Source organism: Variovorax sp. 05T418, assembly GCF_056396385.1.
Genome location: NZ_JBFTLJ010000005.1, coordinates 57,269 through 71,308, shown reverse-complemented (window position 1 = coordinate 71,308; position 14,040 = coordinate 57,269). Strand labels below are relative to the sequence as shown.

The 14,040-nt window shown below is 68.0% G+C and carries 16 protein-coding genes; 10 read left to right on the top strand and 6 right to left on the bottom strand.

What is annotated here, in order from left to right; translation table 11 throughout:
- Nucleotides 1-52 precede the first annotated feature (52 nt).
- The 3 genes from AC1DMS_RS12425 to aat are packed head-to-tail and all read right to left on the bottom strand — an operon-like array spanning nucleotide 53 to nucleotide 2,430.
- A complete protein-coding gene (locus AC1DMS_RS12425; protein WP_012747486.1) occupies nucleotides 53-898 on the bottom strand; it encodes an IclR family transcriptional regulator in 846 nt (281 codons plus the stop codon).
- Nucleotides 899-928: 30 nt separating this feature from the next.
- On the bottom strand, nucleotides 929-1,678 hold the full coding sequence (locus AC1DMS_RS12420; protein ID WP_012747487.1) for an arginyltransferase: 750 nt from the start codon (nucleotides 1,676-1,678) through the stop codon (nucleotides 929-931).
- Nucleotides 1,675-2,430, bottom strand: coding sequence for a leucyl/phenylalanyl-tRNA--protein transferase (gene aat, locus AC1DMS_RS12415; protein ID WP_012747488.1), 756 nt, complete (start codon nucleotides 2,428-2,430; stop codon nucleotides 1,675-1,677). The genes AC1DMS_RS12420 and aat overlap by 4 nt, the downstream gene beginning before the upstream one ends.
- A gap of 221 nt (nucleotides 2,431-2,651) precedes the next feature.
- Here aat and AC1DMS_RS12410 point away from each other — a divergent pair, with 221 nt between their 5' ends.
- From AC1DMS_RS12410 to AC1DMS_RS12400, 3 genes are all read left to right on the top strand, one after another.
- Entirely contained in the window at nucleotides 2,652-4,982 is a 2,331-nt protein-coding gene (locus AC1DMS_RS12410; protein WP_012747489.1) for a xanthine dehydrogenase family protein molybdopterin-binding subunit, read from the top strand.
- 37 nt (nucleotides 4,983-5,019) lie between these two features.
- Entirely contained in the window at nucleotides 5,020-5,922 is a 903-nt protein-coding gene (locus AC1DMS_RS12405) for a helix-turn-helix domain-containing protein (RefSeq protein WP_012747490.1), read from the top strand.
- 74 nt (nucleotides 5,923-5,996) lie between these two features.
- On the top strand, nucleotides 5,997-6,398 hold the full coding sequence (locus AC1DMS_RS12400; RefSeq protein ID WP_012747491.1) for an SRPBCC family protein: 402 nt from the start codon (nucleotides 5,997-5,999) through the stop codon (nucleotides 6,396-6,398).
- Here AC1DMS_RS12400 and pobA read toward each other — a convergent pair.
- Nucleotides 6,395-7,576 (bottom strand): 4-hydroxybenzoate 3-monooxygenase, encoded by a 1,182-nt coding sequence (gene pobA, locus AC1DMS_RS12395; RefSeq protein ID WP_012747492.1) that lies wholly within the window; start codon nucleotides 7,574-7,576, stop codon nucleotides 6,395-6,397. The genes AC1DMS_RS12400 and pobA overlap by 4 nt on opposite strands.
- Nucleotides 7,577-7,707: 131 nt before the next feature.
- Between pobA and AC1DMS_RS12390 the strand changes: the two genes are divergently transcribed.
- From AC1DMS_RS12390 to AC1DMS_RS12370, 5 genes are all read left to right on the top strand, one after another.
- Nucleotides 7,708-8,478 (top strand): IclR family transcriptional regulator domain-containing protein, encoded by a 771-nt coding sequence (locus tag AC1DMS_RS12390; protein WP_012747493.1) that lies wholly within the window; start codon nucleotides 7,708-7,710, stop codon nucleotides 8,476-8,478.
- A 54-nt stretch (nucleotides 8,479-8,532) separates the two neighbouring features.
- Nucleotides 8,533-9,192: a response regulator gene (locus AC1DMS_RS12385; protein WP_012747494.1), complete on the top strand. Its 660-nt coding sequence runs from the start codon at nucleotides 8,533-8,535 to the stop codon at nucleotides 9,190-9,192.
- Entirely contained in the window at nucleotides 9,189-10,517 is a 1,329-nt protein-coding gene (locus AC1DMS_RS12380) for an ATP-binding protein (RefSeq protein WP_012747495.1), read from the top strand. The genes AC1DMS_RS12385 and AC1DMS_RS12380 overlap by 4 nt, the downstream gene beginning before the upstream one ends.
- Before the next feature lie 98 nt (nucleotides 10,518-10,615).
- Complete coding sequence (locus tag AC1DMS_RS12375; protein WP_012747496.1) at nucleotides 10,616-12,091, top strand: DegQ family serine endoprotease; 1,476 nt, start codon at nucleotides 10,616-10,618, stop codon at nucleotides 12,089-12,091.
- 23 nt (nucleotides 12,092-12,114) lie between these two features.
- Nucleotides 12,115-12,417 carry a hypothetical protein gene (locus tag AC1DMS_RS12370; protein WP_012747497.1) on the top strand — a complete coding sequence of 101 codons (303 nt, stop codon included), beginning with the start codon at nucleotides 12,115-12,117 and terminating at the stop codon, nucleotides 12,415-12,417.
- 20 nt (nucleotides 12,418-12,437) lie between these two features.
- Here the strand turns inward: AC1DMS_RS12370 and AC1DMS_RS12365 are convergent, their stop codons facing one another.
- On the bottom strand, nucleotides 12,438-12,647 hold the full coding sequence (locus AC1DMS_RS12365; RefSeq protein WP_012747498.1) for a hypothetical protein: 210 nt from the start codon (nucleotides 12,645-12,647) through the stop codon (nucleotides 12,438-12,440).
- 217 nt (nucleotides 12,648-12,864) lie between these two features.
- Nucleotides 12,865-13,098, bottom strand: coding sequence for a hypothetical protein (locus AC1DMS_RS12360; protein WP_150106772.1), 234 nt, complete (start codon nucleotides 13,096-13,098; stop codon nucleotides 12,865-12,867).
- A gap of 139 nt (nucleotides 13,099-13,237) precedes the next feature.
- Between AC1DMS_RS12360 and AC1DMS_RS12355 the strand changes: the two genes are divergently transcribed.
- Together AC1DMS_RS12355 and AC1DMS_RS12350 are read left to right on the top strand one after the other, a co-directional pair.
- Nucleotides 13,238-13,549, top strand: a complete 312-nt coding sequence (locus AC1DMS_RS12355) for a type II toxin-antitoxin system HigB family toxin (RefSeq protein ID WP_012747500.1) — start codon at nucleotides 13,238-13,240, stop codon at nucleotides 13,547-13,549.
- Nucleotides 13,550-13,561: 12 nt separating this feature from the next.
- The gene (locus tag AC1DMS_RS12350) at nucleotides 13,562-13,945 is read left to right on the top strand and encodes a helix-turn-helix domain-containing protein (RefSeq protein WP_012747501.1); all 384 of its coding nucleotides are present in this window, start codon (nucleotides 13,562-13,564) and stop codon (nucleotides 13,943-13,945) included.
- Nucleotides 13,946-14,040: the final 95 nt, after the last annotated feature.

The following is a 14,040-nucleotide window of genomic DNA, read 5'->3' as shown; positions in this document are numbered from 1 at the left end:
CGCCGCCCCGAACAGGGGCGGCATGTCGAGAACCGCCGGCGGGGCCGGCCGATCAGCCCCCGCTGGGGCCTGAAGCGCTGCTGGCACCGATTGCCGCAGGGCCCGCGGCCGCCGCCGCTGCGGCATCCTTGTAGCCCAGCGCTCCCGAGATCTCGTTGGCCGTGGCCTGCAGCTTGGGCAGCCATCCTTCGTCGAGCCGGTCCGCGGGTGCGGAAATCGACAATCCCGCCACCAGTTTGCCCTGGTCGTCGTAGATGCCGGCGGCCATGCAGCGCACGCCCAGCTCGAGCTCCTCGTTGTCGCGTGCAATGCCGTACTGGCGCGCCTTCGACAGCTCGCGCTCGAGCGCGGGCAACTGCGTGATGCTGTTGCGCGTGTGGCCGGCCAGGCCGGTTCGCGTGGCGTAGCTGCGCACGCGCTGCGGATCGTCGGCCGCCAGGAACAGCTTGCCGGTGGAGGTCAGGTGCAGGGCGGCCCGCCCGCCGATGGCGCGCACCACCTGCATGCCCGAACGCTCGCTGTAAGAGCGCTCGATGTAGACGATCTCGTCGCCCTGGCGCATGCTGAGGTTGACGGGCTGCTGGGTGAGCTTGTGCAGCTCGCGCATCGGCCCGAGGGCTGCGTCGCGCACGTTGAGCCGGCCCTTGACGAGGTTGCCGAGTTCCAGCAGCCGCATGCCGAGACGGTAGCTGCCGGCCTCGGGCCGGTCGACAAAGCGGCCGACCGCCAGGTCGTTGAGGATGCGGTGGGTGGTGGAGGGGTGCAGGCCCGTCTTCTCGCTGATTTCCTTCAGCGAAATGGCCTCCTCGCGGGAGGCGAGCACGTCGATCAGCGCGAACATGCGCTCGATCACCTGGATGACTGGAACGGCAGGAACGTCGGATTGGTTTTTTCTCATGGCGCGATGCGGTGTGGACCGGGCGCCATTTTACCTTGTGAAATCGGATGGTGCTTGCCAGCGTCCGTCGATCAGCAGCTCGTGCGGCGCAAAGCGCGCCTTGTAGTTCATCTTGGCGCTGCCTTCGATCCAGTAGCCGAGATAGACGTGCGGCAGGCCGAGCTTGCGCGCCTGCTCGATCTGCCACATCACGCTGTAGGTGCCGTAGCCGGCGCTGCTGTCGGGTTCGTAGAAGGTGTAGACCGCGGAGATACCGTCGTTCAGCACGTCGAGTATCGACACCATCTTGAGCGCGCCGGCCGTGCCGTCGGGCAGCGCCTCGCGGAATTCGACCAGCCTGGAGTTGACGCGGCTTTGCAGCAGGAACTGGGTGTACTGGTCGATGCTGTCGTGGTCCATGCCGCCGCCGGCGTGGCGGCCGGTTTGGTAGCGCAGGTAGAGCTTGTAGTGCTCGGGCACGAAGCACAGCTTGAGCACGCGCGCCAGCAGGTTCTGGTGCTGCTTCACGGCGCGGCGCTGGCTGCGGCTGGGCTGGAAGCTGTTGACCAGCACGCGCAGCGGTATGCAGGCGCGGCAGCCGTCGCAATAGGGCCGGTAGGTGAACATGCCGCTGCGCCGGAAGCCGCTGAGCACCAGGTCGGAGTAGGCGTCGTTGTGGATCAGGTGGCTGGGCGTGGCCACCTGCGAGCGGGCCTGGCGGTCCGGCAGGTAGCTGCAGGGATAGGGCGCCGTCGCGTAGAACTGCAGCGTGTGAAGCGGAAGATCCTTGAGGTGCGTCACGTCGGTCCGGAAGGTCGCGCGGAAAGGAGTTCTGCCCAGTATACGGGCTCGAAATGCCACTGTGGGCCCTGTTGTTCCCGGGCCCGGGCGACGTGCGCCACGAAGCGGCTGCGCGACATTTCGCGGGCGCCCAGGCTGGCCAGGTGCGAGGTGTTCTGCTGGCAGTCGATCATCTTCACCTGGAAGCGGCGGCACAGGCATACCAGCGCGGCCAGCGCGATCTTGGAGGCGTCCGGACGGCGCGTGAACATCGATTCGCCGAACACCGCGCGCCCCAGCCCCACGCAGTAGAGGCCGCCCGCGAGCTGGCCGTCGATCCAGGTCTCCACGCTGTGCGCGTGGCCGGCCCGGTGCATCGCCATGTAGGCCTGCACCATGTCCGGCACGATCCAGGTGCCCGATTGGCCGGTGCGCGGCGACTGCGAGCAGGCCGCGATGACCGAGGCGAAGTCATGGTCGATGCGCACCTCGCAGCCGGCGGTCTGGGTGAACCGCGCCAGCGTCTTGCGCAGCGACCGGTGGAGCTTGAATTCGGCCACCTGCAGCACCATGCGCGGATCGGGGCTCCACCAGAGAATCGGCTGGTCTTCGCTGAACCAGGGGAACACGCAGCGGCCGTAGGCGTGCACCAGGGTGTCGACGTCGAGCGCTCCGCCGGCGGCGAGCAGGCCGGGTACGGGATCGTGCTCGCCCCAGGCGGAGGCGGGGTCGGGCAGTGCGTCGCCGGGTTCGAGCCAGGGCAGTTGTTGCATGGCCGTAGGTATACACGGCTTCGCCCGGGCTTCGGCCGAGGCCGGGAAAATGCCCGTCCCGCAGCGGGAAGGCAAACGATTGCGGCCCGGGCGCCACAGGCGCTGCCCGTGAAGCGCACAAGACTATCCGAAGCCCATATAGTGCTGCTTCCCATTTGCACACTCCATGCGGACCCGCCGGGCCGGCGTCGCCCGGTACAGGCCTGCCCAAGAGGACCACGTTGACCACTGATTCCATCCCCACCCGTTTCGGCAGCGGCCAGGCAGTGCGCCGCCTCGAGGACGAGAGCCTGCTGTCCGGCGCAGGCCGCTATACCGACGACGTCGCGCTCCCCGGCCAGACGCATCTCGTCTTCCTTCGGTCTCCCTATCCGCATGCGCGCATCGTGTCGATCGACACGGCCGCCGCTGCCGCCATGCCCGGCGTGCTGCGCGTGATCACCGGCGCCGAGCTGGCCGAGGCCGGCGTCAAGCCGATGCCGGGCGCCGTGGGCTTCAAGCGGGCCGACGGCAGCGATTGCGCCAGCCCTCCGCGCCTGGCCCTGGCGCATGGCACAGCCCGCTTCGTGGGCGAGGCCGTGGCCGCGGTGGTGGCCGAAACCGTCCAGCAGGCACGCGATGCCGCCGAGGCGGTGGTGGTCGACTACGAAGCGCTTCCCATGGTGGTCGACCTCGCAAGCGCCACCGCCGACGGCGCGCCGCTGCTGTGCGAGGAGGCCACCGGCAACGTCGCCGCCGAAATGCGCCATGGCAGCAGCGACGCCGCAACCGCCGCCTTTGCCAAGGCCAAGCACGTGGTGGCGCTCGACGTGGTCAACCAGCGCGTGGTGGCGCTGACCATCGAGCCGCGCTCGGTGCTCGCCGCGCCTGACGCCGAATCGGGCCGCCTCACCATCCGCATGAGCACCCAGATGCCGTCGGGCGTGCGCGATTCGGTGTGCGCCGCCATCGGCCTCGCCAAGGAAAAGGTGCGCGTGGTGGTGGGCGACGTGGGCGGCGGCTTCGGCATGAAGACCGGCGCCTATCCGGAGGACATTGCCGTTGCGTTTGCGGCGCTGCAGGTCGGGCGCCCCGTGAAGTGGGTGGCCGACCGCAGCGAGGAGTTTCTTTCGAGCGCGCACGGCCGCGACATCGAGGCCAGGGCTGAGCTCGCGCTCGATGCGGACGGAAAGATCCTTGCGCTGCGCATCAGGACGCTGGCCAACGTCGGGGCCTATGCCACCGGCACCGGCGTTGCGATCCAACTGCTGATCGGCCCCTGGGTGCAGACCAGCGTCTACGACATCCAGACCATCGACTTCCATTTCAAGGCGGTGCTCACCAACACCGCGCCCACTGGCGCCTACCGCGGTGCGGGCCGTCCCGAGGCGATCTTCACCATCGAGCGCCTGATGGACGAGGCCGCCCGCCAGATCGGCATCGACCGCATCGCGCTGCGCCGCCGCAACTTCATCCGCCCCGAGCAGATGCCCTACAAGAACCCGATGGCGCAGACCTACGACACCGGCAAGTTCGAGTCGGTGATGGACCAGGCGCTGGCGCTGGCCGACTGGCAGGGTTTCGACGCCCGGGCCGCCGAGTCGGCGAACAACGGCAAGCACCGCGGCCTGGGCATTGCCACCTTTCTCGAATGGACCGGCGGCAATGTGTTCGAGGAGCGCGTCACGGTCTCGGTGCAGGCCGATGGCGTGATCGAGGTGTTCTCCGCCGTCAACGCCATGGGGCAGGGCATTGCCACCTCGCTTGCGCAGCTGGCGGTCGATGCCTTCGGCGTGCCGATCGAGAAGGTGCGCGTCGTGCTCGGCGACACCGACCGCGGCGACGGCTTCGGCAGCGCTGGTTCGCGCTCTCTCTTCACCGGCGGCTCGGCGGTCCGCATCGGCGCCGAACGCACCATCGACAAGGCGCGCGCACTCGCAGCCCAGGAGTTCGAAGCCGCCATCGACGACATCACCTACACCCGCGGTGTCTTCACGGTGGCCGGCACCGACCTCGAACTCGACCTGTTCGCCCTGGCAGGCAAGCAGCCCGAGCGCGAGATATTCGTCGACTCCACCAGCACCGTGGCCGGTCCGACCTGGCCCAACGGCTGCCACGTCTGCGAGATCGAGATCGATCCGCCCACGGGCGAGATCAGCGTGGTGGCCTACAGCTCGGTCAATGACGTGGGCCGCGTGATCAACCCGATGATCGTTCGCGGCCAGCTCGAAGGCGGCGCGGTGCAAGGCATCGGCCAGGCGCTGTACGAGCAGGTGGTGTACGACAACGAAACCGGCCAGCCGCTCACCGGCAGCCTCATGGACTACGCGGCGCCGCGCGCGGACATCGTCCAGGCCATGTTCCACATGGAGATGGACGAGTCGACGCCGTGCGCCAACAACCCGCTGGGCGTGAAGGGCGTGGGCGAGCTGGGCACCATCGGCGCCACGCCCGCCATCGTGAACGCCGTGGCCGACGCCTTCGCGCGCAACGGCCTTGCGGCCAGCGCTCCGCGCCTGCACATGCCGCTGAGCCCGGCGCGCGTGTGGCAGGCCATGCACACCGTCGATTGAGCATCCTCGGGCCGGGTGATCGAAGGGCGCACACACCATGCTCGTCACCACCGAACTGCAGACCGATGCGATCCGCGTGTCGAGCTACCGCTGCGACGCCCAGCCTGGCGCGCGGCCGTTCACCGAGGTGCACGCCGAGTATTCGGTCTCGTACGTGCGCAAGGGCAGCTTCGGCTACCGCACGCGCGGCAATGCTTATGAACTGGTGGCCGGCTCCGTGCTGGTGGGTTGCCCGGGCGATGAATACGTCTGCACTCACGACCACCATGTCTGTGGCGACGAATGCCTGGCGTTCCATTTGTCGCCGGGCTTCGTCGACCTGGTCGGCGGCGACCAGCGGACCTGGCGCACGGCAGGGCTTCCGCCGCTGCCCGAGCTGATGGTGCTCGGCGAGCTTGCGCAGGCCGCGGCCGAGGGGCGCAGCGATGCAGGCCTCGACGAGCTGGGCGTGTGCTTCGCGAGCCGTTTCGTCGAGGTGGTGGAAGGGCGCAGCAAACCCGCGCCGCAATCCGCTGCGGCACGCGACAGGCGCCGTGCGGTCGACGCGGCGATGTGGATCGACGCGAACTCGCACGGCGATATCGGCCTCGAAACCGCGGCCTTCGAAGCGGGACTGAGTCCGTTCCACTTCCTGCGCCTGTTCTCGCAGGTGCTCGGCGTCACGCCGCACCAGTACCTGGTCCGTTCGCGCCTGCGCCACGCGGCGCGGCTGCTGGCGGACGACGACCGGCCCGTGACCGACGTGGCCTTCGAGGTCGGCTTTGCCGACCTGAGCAACTTCGTTCGCACCTTCCACCGCGCGGCCGGGGTATCGCCGCGCGGCTTTCGCCAGGCCGCCAAGGGCGACCGCAAGATTTTCCAAGACCGCCTGGCCGCACTGTTCGATGATGACCGCCTGATCCACCCATCGAGCAGAAAGCCATCGCCATGTACGACCTGATCGGACTGAAACCCGAAGACCTTGCCGCAAGCCGGTGCTGCGATGCGGCGGCCTGCCCCTGAAGGCGCACGACCATGGCAACGATCTACAAGGAATTCATCGTCGAAGCCGATGCCTCGCGCGTCTGGGACGCACTGCGCGACTTCGGCGCCGTGCACACGCGCCTCGCGCCCGGCTTTCTCACCGGCTGCGAGCTGGACGGCAAGGGCGCGCGCATCGTGAGCTTTGCCAACGGCCTGGTGGCGCGTGAACTGCTGGTGGGCATCGACGAGGCCAACAGTCGGCTGGCCTATACCGTGACCGGCGGCAAGGCGAGCCACCACCACGCCTCGGCCCAGGTGTTCGCGCTGGGCGAAGGGCGCTCGCGCTTCGTCTGGATCACCGATGTGCTGCCCGACGAACTGGCCGCCTACATCGAACCGATGATGGTGCAGGGCGGCGTGGCGATGAAGAAGACGCTCGAGGCGGCCGGCTAGAAGTCTTCGAGCGGCAGGCCGACGTAGTTCTCCGCCAGCGCGGTGGAGGCCGCGTGCGAATGCACGAGGTAGTCAAGTTCGGCTTCCTGGATCTTCTGGCCGAAGGCGCCGGTCTCGGGGAAGCGGTGCATCAGCGAGGTGAACCACCACGAGAAGCGCTCCGCCTTCCAGACGCGGCGCAGGCAGAGGTCGGAATACCGGTCGAGCGCGGAAGCCGATCTTTCGCCGTAGAAGATCTCGAGCGCGCGCGAGAGGTAGCCCACGTCGGCCGTCGCCAGGTTGAGCCCCTTGGCGCCGGTCGGCGGCACGATGTGCGCGGCGTCGCCGGCCAGGAACAGCGCGCCGAAGCGCATCGGTTCGGCCACGAAGCTGCGCAGCGGCGCAATGCTTTTCTCGAGCGAAGGGCCGGTCACCAGCCGCTCGCGGGCCTCGGGGTCGAGCCGTGCGCGCAGCTCATTCCAGAAGGCCTCGTCGCTCCAGTTCTGGACCTTCTCGTCGGCCGGCACCTGCACGTAGTAGCGGCTGCGGTGCGCGCTGCGCATGCTGCACAGCGCAAAGCCGCGTTCGGTGTTAGCGTAGATCAGTTCGTGCGACACCGGCGGCACGTCGGCCAGCACGCCGAGCCAGCCGAAGGGATAGATCTTTTCGTAGGTCTGGATGGCGTCGGCCGGCACGCTGGCGCGGCTCACGCCGTGGTAGCCGTCGCAGCCGGCGATGAAATCGCACTCGATCTCGTGCGTCTGGCCGTCTTTTTCGTAGCGCACGCGCGGGCGCTGCGAATCGAAGTCGTGCAGGCTGACGTTGGCGGCGCTGTAGATGGTGGCAAGGCCTTCGGCCGAACGCGCTTCCATCAGGTCGCGCGTCACTTCGGTCTGGCCGTAGACCGTGACCTGCTTGCCGTTTGTCAGGCCGTGCATGTCGATGCGGTGCCGCGCGCCCTTGAACAGCAGTTCGATGCCTTCGTGCGGCAGCCCCTCGGCCTTGGCGCGCGCATCGACACCCGCGCGTGCCAGCAGGTCCATGGTGACCTGCTCGAGCACGCCGGCGCGGATGCGTCCGAGCACGTAGTCGCCGCTCTGCCGCTCGACGATGACGTTGTCGATGCCGGCCTTGAAAAGCAGCTGTCCGAGAAGCAGGCCTGCCGGGCCTGCGCCGATGATCGCGACCTGTGTGCGCATGTTCGTGTCTCCAATGGGTTTTCCGAGAGCGTAGGGCGTGCGCGGCCGGCTGTCGCGGCGTGCGGCAAGGCTCTGTGCGATCATGCGAATGGCTGCGCGATCATCGCGCAACACTTCGCAGATTGACCGAAATGACCATCGCCAAGGCCGACTTCATCGAGGGCATCGCCAAGGGAATGGCGGTGCTCGAAAGCTTCGACACCGAGCGCCAGCGCCTCAACGCCACGCTGGCCGCCGAGCGCGCCGGCCTCACGCGCGCCGCCGCGCGCCGGCACCTGCTCACGCTGGCCCACCTGGGCTACCTGGAGACCGATGGCAGCTATTTCTGGATGGCACCCAAGGTGCTGCGCTTCTCGGGCAGCTACCTGGCCTCGTCGCGGCTGCCGCGCGCGCTGCAGCCCACGCTGAACCGGCTGGCGGCGCAGACCGGTGAATCGTTCTCGGCCGTGGTGCTCGACGGCGAAGAGGCGGTCATCATTGCGCGCAGCGGCGCCTACGGCACGCCGACGCGCGTGCTGGCCTATGGCCTGCACCTTGGCGCGCGCCTGCCGGCCCATGCCACCTCGACCGGACGGGTGCTGCTCGCGGCCATGGCGCCGGCCCAGTTCACGCAGTGGCTCAAGGGACGCCACCTCGCGCGGCTCACGCCGCACACCACCACCCAGGCGCGCGGCCTGCGCCAGCTGATTTCCCGCGTGCGCAAGGACGACTACTGCTTTGCCAGCGAAGAGCACGAACTCGGCGTGCAGGCGCTCGCGGTGCCGCTGCGCGACATGCAGGGCCGCACCGTGGCCGCGCTCAACGTGGTGCTGTCGGGCACGCGCTACCAGGAAGAGACGCTCCAGCGCGAGATGCTGCCGCTGCTCTTCGAGGCGGCGCGCGAAGTGCGCTCGCTGCTGTGAGCTGAACTTCCGCGCGGCCGCCGCCTCGAATCCCGAAACGGACACAACAAGACCATGCGACTCCTGCTTCTCGAAGACGACGTGATGATCGGCGAGGCCGTGCTCGACCTGCTGCGCGCCGAGCAGTACGCGGTGGACTGGGTGAAGGATGGCGAGGCGGCCGAATCCGCATTGCGCACCCAGCAGTACGACCTCGTGCTGCTCGACCTGGGCGTGCCGCGCCGCGACGGGCTTGAAGTGCTGCGCAGCCTGCGCGCCCGCAAGCAGCGCATGCCGGTGCTGATTGCCACGGCACGCGACTCGGTGCAGCAGCGCATCGAAGGGCTCGACGCGGGCGCCGACGACTACGTGCTCAAGCCCTACGATCTCGACGAGCTGCTGGCGCGCATCCGCGCCCTGCTGCGCCGCGCCGCGGGGCGCGCCGAGCCGGTGTACGAGCACATGGGCGTGAGCATCAACCCGGCCACGCGCGAGGTCGCGGTGGAGGGCCAGCCGGTGGTGCTTTCGGCGCGCGAATGGGCCGTGCTCGAACCGCTGATCGCGCGGCCCGGCATGGTGCTGTCGCGCGCCCAGCTCGAGGAAAAGCTCTACAGCTGGAAGGACGAGATCAGCAGCAATGCGGTCGAGGTCTACGTGCACGGCCTGCGCAAGAAACTCGGCGCCGAACTGATCCGCAACGTGCGGGGCGTCGGCTACATGGTGCCGAAGGCATGATCCGCGCGCTGACCGGATCGCTGCGCGCGCGCCTGCTGTGGTTCCTGCTCGCGGCCATCGTGCTGGCCGCCGGCGCGCAGGCGCTGGTGGCCTACCGCACGGTGCTGAAGGAGGCCGACGAGATCTTCGACTACCACATGCAGCAGATGGCGCTGTCGCTGCGCGCCGGCCTGCCGCCGAGCGCGGCCGTGGGCGGCCTGGGCAGCGGCGAGCAGAACTTCGATTTCGTGGTGCAGGTGTGGACCGCGGACGGCGTGCGCATCTTCGAATCGGCCGAACAAGCCGCGCTGCCGCAGCTGGCGGTGCTGGGCTTTGCCGACGTGCGCGCGCGCGGCACCACCTACCGCGTGTTCTCGATGCAGACCAGCGGGCTCGTGATCCAGGTGGCGCAAGACATGGCGGCGCGCCGCAACATGGCCGGCGCGCTGGCGCTGCGCACCATCGCACCGGTGGCTTTGATGGCGCCGCTGCTCATGCTGGTGGTGTGGTGGGTGGTGAGCCGGTCGCTTGCGCCGGTGTCGCGCGTGCGTGGGCAGGTCGCCTCGCGGCAGGCCGACGATCTTTCCCCCGTGAGCGAGGAGAACCTGCCCGACGAGGTGCGCCCGCTGGTGCAGGAGCTCAACCTGCTGTTCGACCGGGTGCGGCATGCCTTCGATGCGCAGAAGCACTTCGTCGCCGATGCGGCGCACGAACTGCGCTCGCCGCTGGCCGCGCTGAAGCTGCAGGTGCAGGGCCTGCAGCGCGCGTCCGATGCCGCGTCGCGCGAGCTGGCCGTGAGCCGGCTGGTCGCGGGCATCGACCGCGCGACGCGCCTGGTCGAGCAGATGCTTGCGCTGGCCCGGCATGAGGCCAGCATGGCGGCGGGGGCAAAGTCCGAACCGGTCGACATGGGCGAAGTGGCGCGCCTGGCCATCTCGGACGCGGTCGCGGCGGCGCAGGCCCGGCGCATCGACATCGGCATCTCGCATGCCGACCCGGCCGTGGTGAACGGCCAGCCCGAGGCGCTGCGCATGCTGCTGCGCAACCTGATCGACAACGCCGTCAAGTACACGCCCGAAGAGGGGCGGGTCGACGTCGGCATTGCAAGCCTGGGCACGGCGGTGGAGCTGAGCGTGGACGACAGCGGCCCCGGCCTGCCGGAAGAAGAGCGCGAACGCGTGCTCGACCGCTTCTACCGCTCGGGCGAGCCGCAGGCGCCGGGCAGCGGGCTCGGCCTGGCCATCGTGAAGTCGATCGCCCAGATGCACGGCGCCACGGTGGCGCTTGCGGCCTCGCCGACGCTGGGCGGGCTGCGGGTGCTGGTGCGATTTGCCGCCAAGGCCTGAATCGCCGCGCGGTTCGTTGTTTAAGCCGCGCTTAAGCCAACGGGCCGACATTCCTTTCATCGTGTTTGCGTGCAGACGCATTGAAAGGAAAGCTAGAAATGAACACCCGACTGACTTCCCCCCATGCCCTGGTGCTTGCCTTGGCGACCGCCGGGGTCATCGGTGCCGTCGGTGCCGGCGCCTACACCAGTGCCCGCGCCGTGAATGCGCCGACCACCAACGCCACGAGCGTGGCGCCCGCGGCCATGGTGACGCTGCCCGACTTCTCCACCATCACTTCGCGCGACGGTCCCGCGGTGGTCAACATCAGCGTGACGGGCACCGCCAAGGCGTCCGAGGACCAGGCCGCGGCCGAGATCCAGGGCATCGATCCGGACGATCCGATGTTCCAGTTCTTCCGCCGCTTCCAGGGCCAGATCGGCCCGCGCGCCCAGCAGCGCGAAGTGCCGGTGCGCGCGCAGGGCTCGGGCTTCATCGTGAGCCCCGACGGCATCATCATGACCAACGCGCACGTCGTGAAAGACGCCAAGGAGGTCACCGTCAAGTTGACCGACCGGCGCGAATACCGCGCGAAGGTGCTCGGCGCCGACGCCAAGACCGACATCGCGGTGCTCAAGATCGATGCCAGGAACCTGCCCACGCTCGCGCTCGGCAACACCAAGGACCTGAAGGTCGGCGAATGGGTGCTGGCCATCGGCTCGCCCTTCGGCTTCGAGAGCACGGTGACGGCCGGCGTCGTGAGCGCCAAGGGCCGCTCGCTGCCCGATGACAGCTACGTGCCGTTCATCCAGACCGACGTCGCGGTGAACCCCGGCAACTCCGGCGGCCCGCTGCTGAACACGCGCGGCGAAGTGGTCGGCATCAATTCGCAGATCTACAGCCGCAGCGGCGGCTACCAGGGCGTGTCGTTCGCCATTCCGATCGACGTGGCGGTGCAGGTGAAGGACCAGATCGTCGCGACCGGCAAGGCCACGCATGCGCGCCTTGGCGTGGCGGTGCAGGAAGTGAACCAGGCCTTTGCCGACTCCTTCAAGCTGGACAAGCCCGAGGGCGCGCTGGTCTCCAACATCGAGAAGGGCGGCCCCGGCGACAAGGCCGGCCTGAAGGCGGGCGACGTGATCCGCAAGGTGGACGGCCAGCCCATCGTCTCGTCGGGCGACCTGCCTGCGGTCATCGGGCAGCAGACGCCGGGCAAGAAGGTCACGCTCGAAGTCTGGCGCCAGGGCGAGCGGCAGGAGCTTTCGGCCAAGCTCGGCGATGCGAGCGACAAGCCCGCGCAGGTCGCCAAGAACGAGAGCGCGGCGGGGCAGGGCAAGCTCGGCCTTGCGTTGCGGCCGCTGCAGCCGCAGGAAAAGCGCGAAGCCGCCATCGAGAACGGGCTGCTCGTCGAGGATGTGGCGGGCCCGTCCGCCATGGCCGGCGTGCAGGCGGGCGATGTGCTGCTGGCCATCAACGGCACGCCCGCCAGGAGCCTGGAGCAGGTGCGCGAGGTGGTGGCCAAGGCCGACAAGTCGGTCGCGCTCTTGATCCAGCGCGGCGAAGACAAGATCTTCGTGCCGGTGCGGATCGGGTGAAGCCCGCGCCAGGACAAAAAAAGATGGCTTCATCCGCGGGCGGCCTTTCGGCGCACATCCTGCCCACGTCGGCCACCATGATCGGCGTGTGCATGACCGTGATGTCGATCGGCCACCTGGGCCCGCGCGACGACCTGCGGCTCCTGATCGACCGCCTGCTGGCCATCGACGCGCTGGTCTTCCTGGCCAGCGCGCTGCTGTCTTTCATCTCGATGCGCTCGCGCAGTTCGGGCGTGCGGCTGGAGGCCTGGGGCGAGATGGTCTTCATCGCGGGCCTCGCGCTGCTGGCCCTGGGCGCGGTGACGCTGGCGTTTGCGCTGCGCTGAGCTGAGGCCGGCGCCCCGGTTCAGGATTCCTTGTCGCCCCGATCCTTGTCGGGAGCCTGCGCATCGAGTTCGTCCTTGATGGACCGGTTTCCTCGAAGGACCAGGAAGAGCACGGCACCCAGGCCAATGGCAACGATCACGGCAATGAATCCGCCGCCGGAGGCCCACCACCAGAACAGGCCGCCCGCAACGAGCAGGAGCGCGGTGATGAGTAGAGGTTTCAAGTGCATGGCGCGAGGCAATAGTACGTTGGCGCTAATGTACGCGTCGTTACCGTTCGGCGACCGATTTGTGGTTTGGGAAATACCCTCTTTTTGACATTTCTGAATCTGCACTAGACGGTGGCCCGCTCCGCGCGAGGGATCCGTCGGCGAGCAGACGAATTCGAAGGAAGGGATGAGCCGCTCGTCCCAGACCGGAAGAACCTGAAGCGGGTGAAGGGGGCGGTCACCCGTACGCCAGTGCGAGTTCCGTGATTCCTTCCGAAGTGATCTTCACGACCACCGCGGATTCGTAGTTCCTGAACGAACTGCGAAGATCGAGCGGCGGGGTGATGTCGGCTTCGACGCAGCCCAGCGCCTTGAGCGTCGCGATGGCCTGGATCAACTCCGGATCCCGGACATGAACCGGGAACCTGGCATGTTCGAGTTCGAGCAGGTACTCAATGGGTGTAGCTGGCACGATGGGAACATCATGGCCCAACCGCGGCGGCTTGTGTTCAGCCTGCGTTGACGAGATTCGTGCGGATCACCCTACAGGCGTCGGACTCTGGGAGGGGGCAACTAGCGCTAGTCCCAATTTGGGACTAAACTTTCTCCTGATGCACGTAGTCGCAAACTCGAACCTCATCGGTTTCTACCAAGATCCGAGTTATCGAGATGCCGAACCCGGATTAAGGGCGTGGTACGAAGAGGCAAAAAATGCAAAGTGGACGACACCCGCTGTCGTGAAGGCCCAGTACGCCAACGCCAGCATCATTGCGAACAACCGCGTGGTGTTCAACATCAAGGGGAACGACTACCGCCTGATCGTCGCCATCGCCTACAGGATGCAGTACGTCTTTATCAAGTTCATCGGTACGCACGCGCAATACGACCAGATCGATGCTGCGACCGTCGACCAGTTCAAATAAAGGAGTCCGACCATGGAAGTCAGAGCCATCCGCACCGATGCCGACTACCGCGCGGCGCTGCGCGAGGTGTCTGCACTGATCGACCTCGATCCTGATCGCGAATCGCCCGAGGGTGAACGTCTCGAAGTGATCGGCACGCTGGTGCAAGCTTACGAAGCCGAGCACTACCCCGTCGACCCGCCCGATCCCATCGAGGCGATCCGCTTCCGCATGGAGCAGTCGGGTTTGGGAGTGCGCGACCTCGTGCCATACATCGGCCCGCTGAACCGCGTCTACGAAGTGCTCGCGCGCAAGCGCCCGCTGACGCTGCACATGATTCGCCGCCTCAACAAGGGTTTGGGCATTCCGGCCGACGTGCTCATTGGCCAAGAGCGAAATGCGCCCATCGCGGCCTGACACCGGGCCGTGCGCGTGGACGGCGGATGCCGAGCAGCGCCGACATGCCGCGCCATGCCAAGCGGGCCGGGTCGAGCAAGCGCTGGTCCAGGCTC

Coding starts and splice junctions, on each gene's coding strand:
- AC1DMS_RS12355 (WP_012747500.1), top strand. CDS start 13,238: ATGCACGTAGTCGCAAACTCGAACCTCATCGGTTTCTACCAAGATCCG.
- AC1DMS_RS12400 (WP_012747491.1), top strand. CDS start 5,997: ATGGCAACGATCTACAAGGAATTCATCGTCGAAGCCGATGCCTCGCGC.
- pobA (WP_012747492.1), bottom strand. CDS start 7,576: ATGCGCACACAGGTCGCGATCATCGGCGCAGGCCCGGCAGGCCTGCTT.
- AC1DMS_RS12375 (WP_012747496.1), top strand. CDS start 10,616: ATGAACACCCGACTGACTTCCCCCCATGCCCTGGTGCTTGCCTTGGCG.
- AC1DMS_RS12390 (WP_012747493.1), top strand. CDS start 7,708: ATGACCATCGCCAAGGCCGACTTCATCGAGGGCATCGCCAAGGGAATG.
- AC1DMS_RS12350 (WP_012747501.1), top strand. CDS start 13,562: ATGGAAGTCAGAGCCATCCGCACCGATGCCGACTACCGCGCGGCGCTG.
- AC1DMS_RS12425 (WP_012747486.1), bottom strand. CDS start 898: ATGAGAAAAAACCAATCCGACGTTCCTGCCGTTCCAGTCATCCAGGTG.
- AC1DMS_RS12365 (WP_012747498.1), bottom strand. CDS start 12,647: ATGCACTTGAAACCTCTACTCATCACCGCGCTCCTGCTCGTTGCGGGC.
- AC1DMS_RS12380 (WP_012747495.1), top strand. CDS start 9,189: ATGATCCGCGCGCTGACCGGATCGCTGCGCGCGCGCCTGCTGTGGTTC.
- AC1DMS_RS12385 (WP_012747494.1), top strand. CDS start 8,533: ATGCGACTCCTGCTTCTCGAAGACGACGTGATGATCGGCGAGGCCGTG.
- AC1DMS_RS12370 (WP_012747497.1), top strand. CDS start 12,115: ATGGCTTCATCCGCGGGCGGCCTTTCGGCGCACATCCTGCCCACGTCG.
- AC1DMS_RS12405 (WP_012747490.1), top strand. CDS start 5,020: ATGCTCGTCACCACCGAACTGCAGACCGATGCGATCCGCGTGTCGAGC.
- aat (WP_012747488.1), bottom strand. CDS start 2,430: ATGCAACAACTGCCCTGGCTCGAACCCGGCGACGCACTGCCCGACCCC.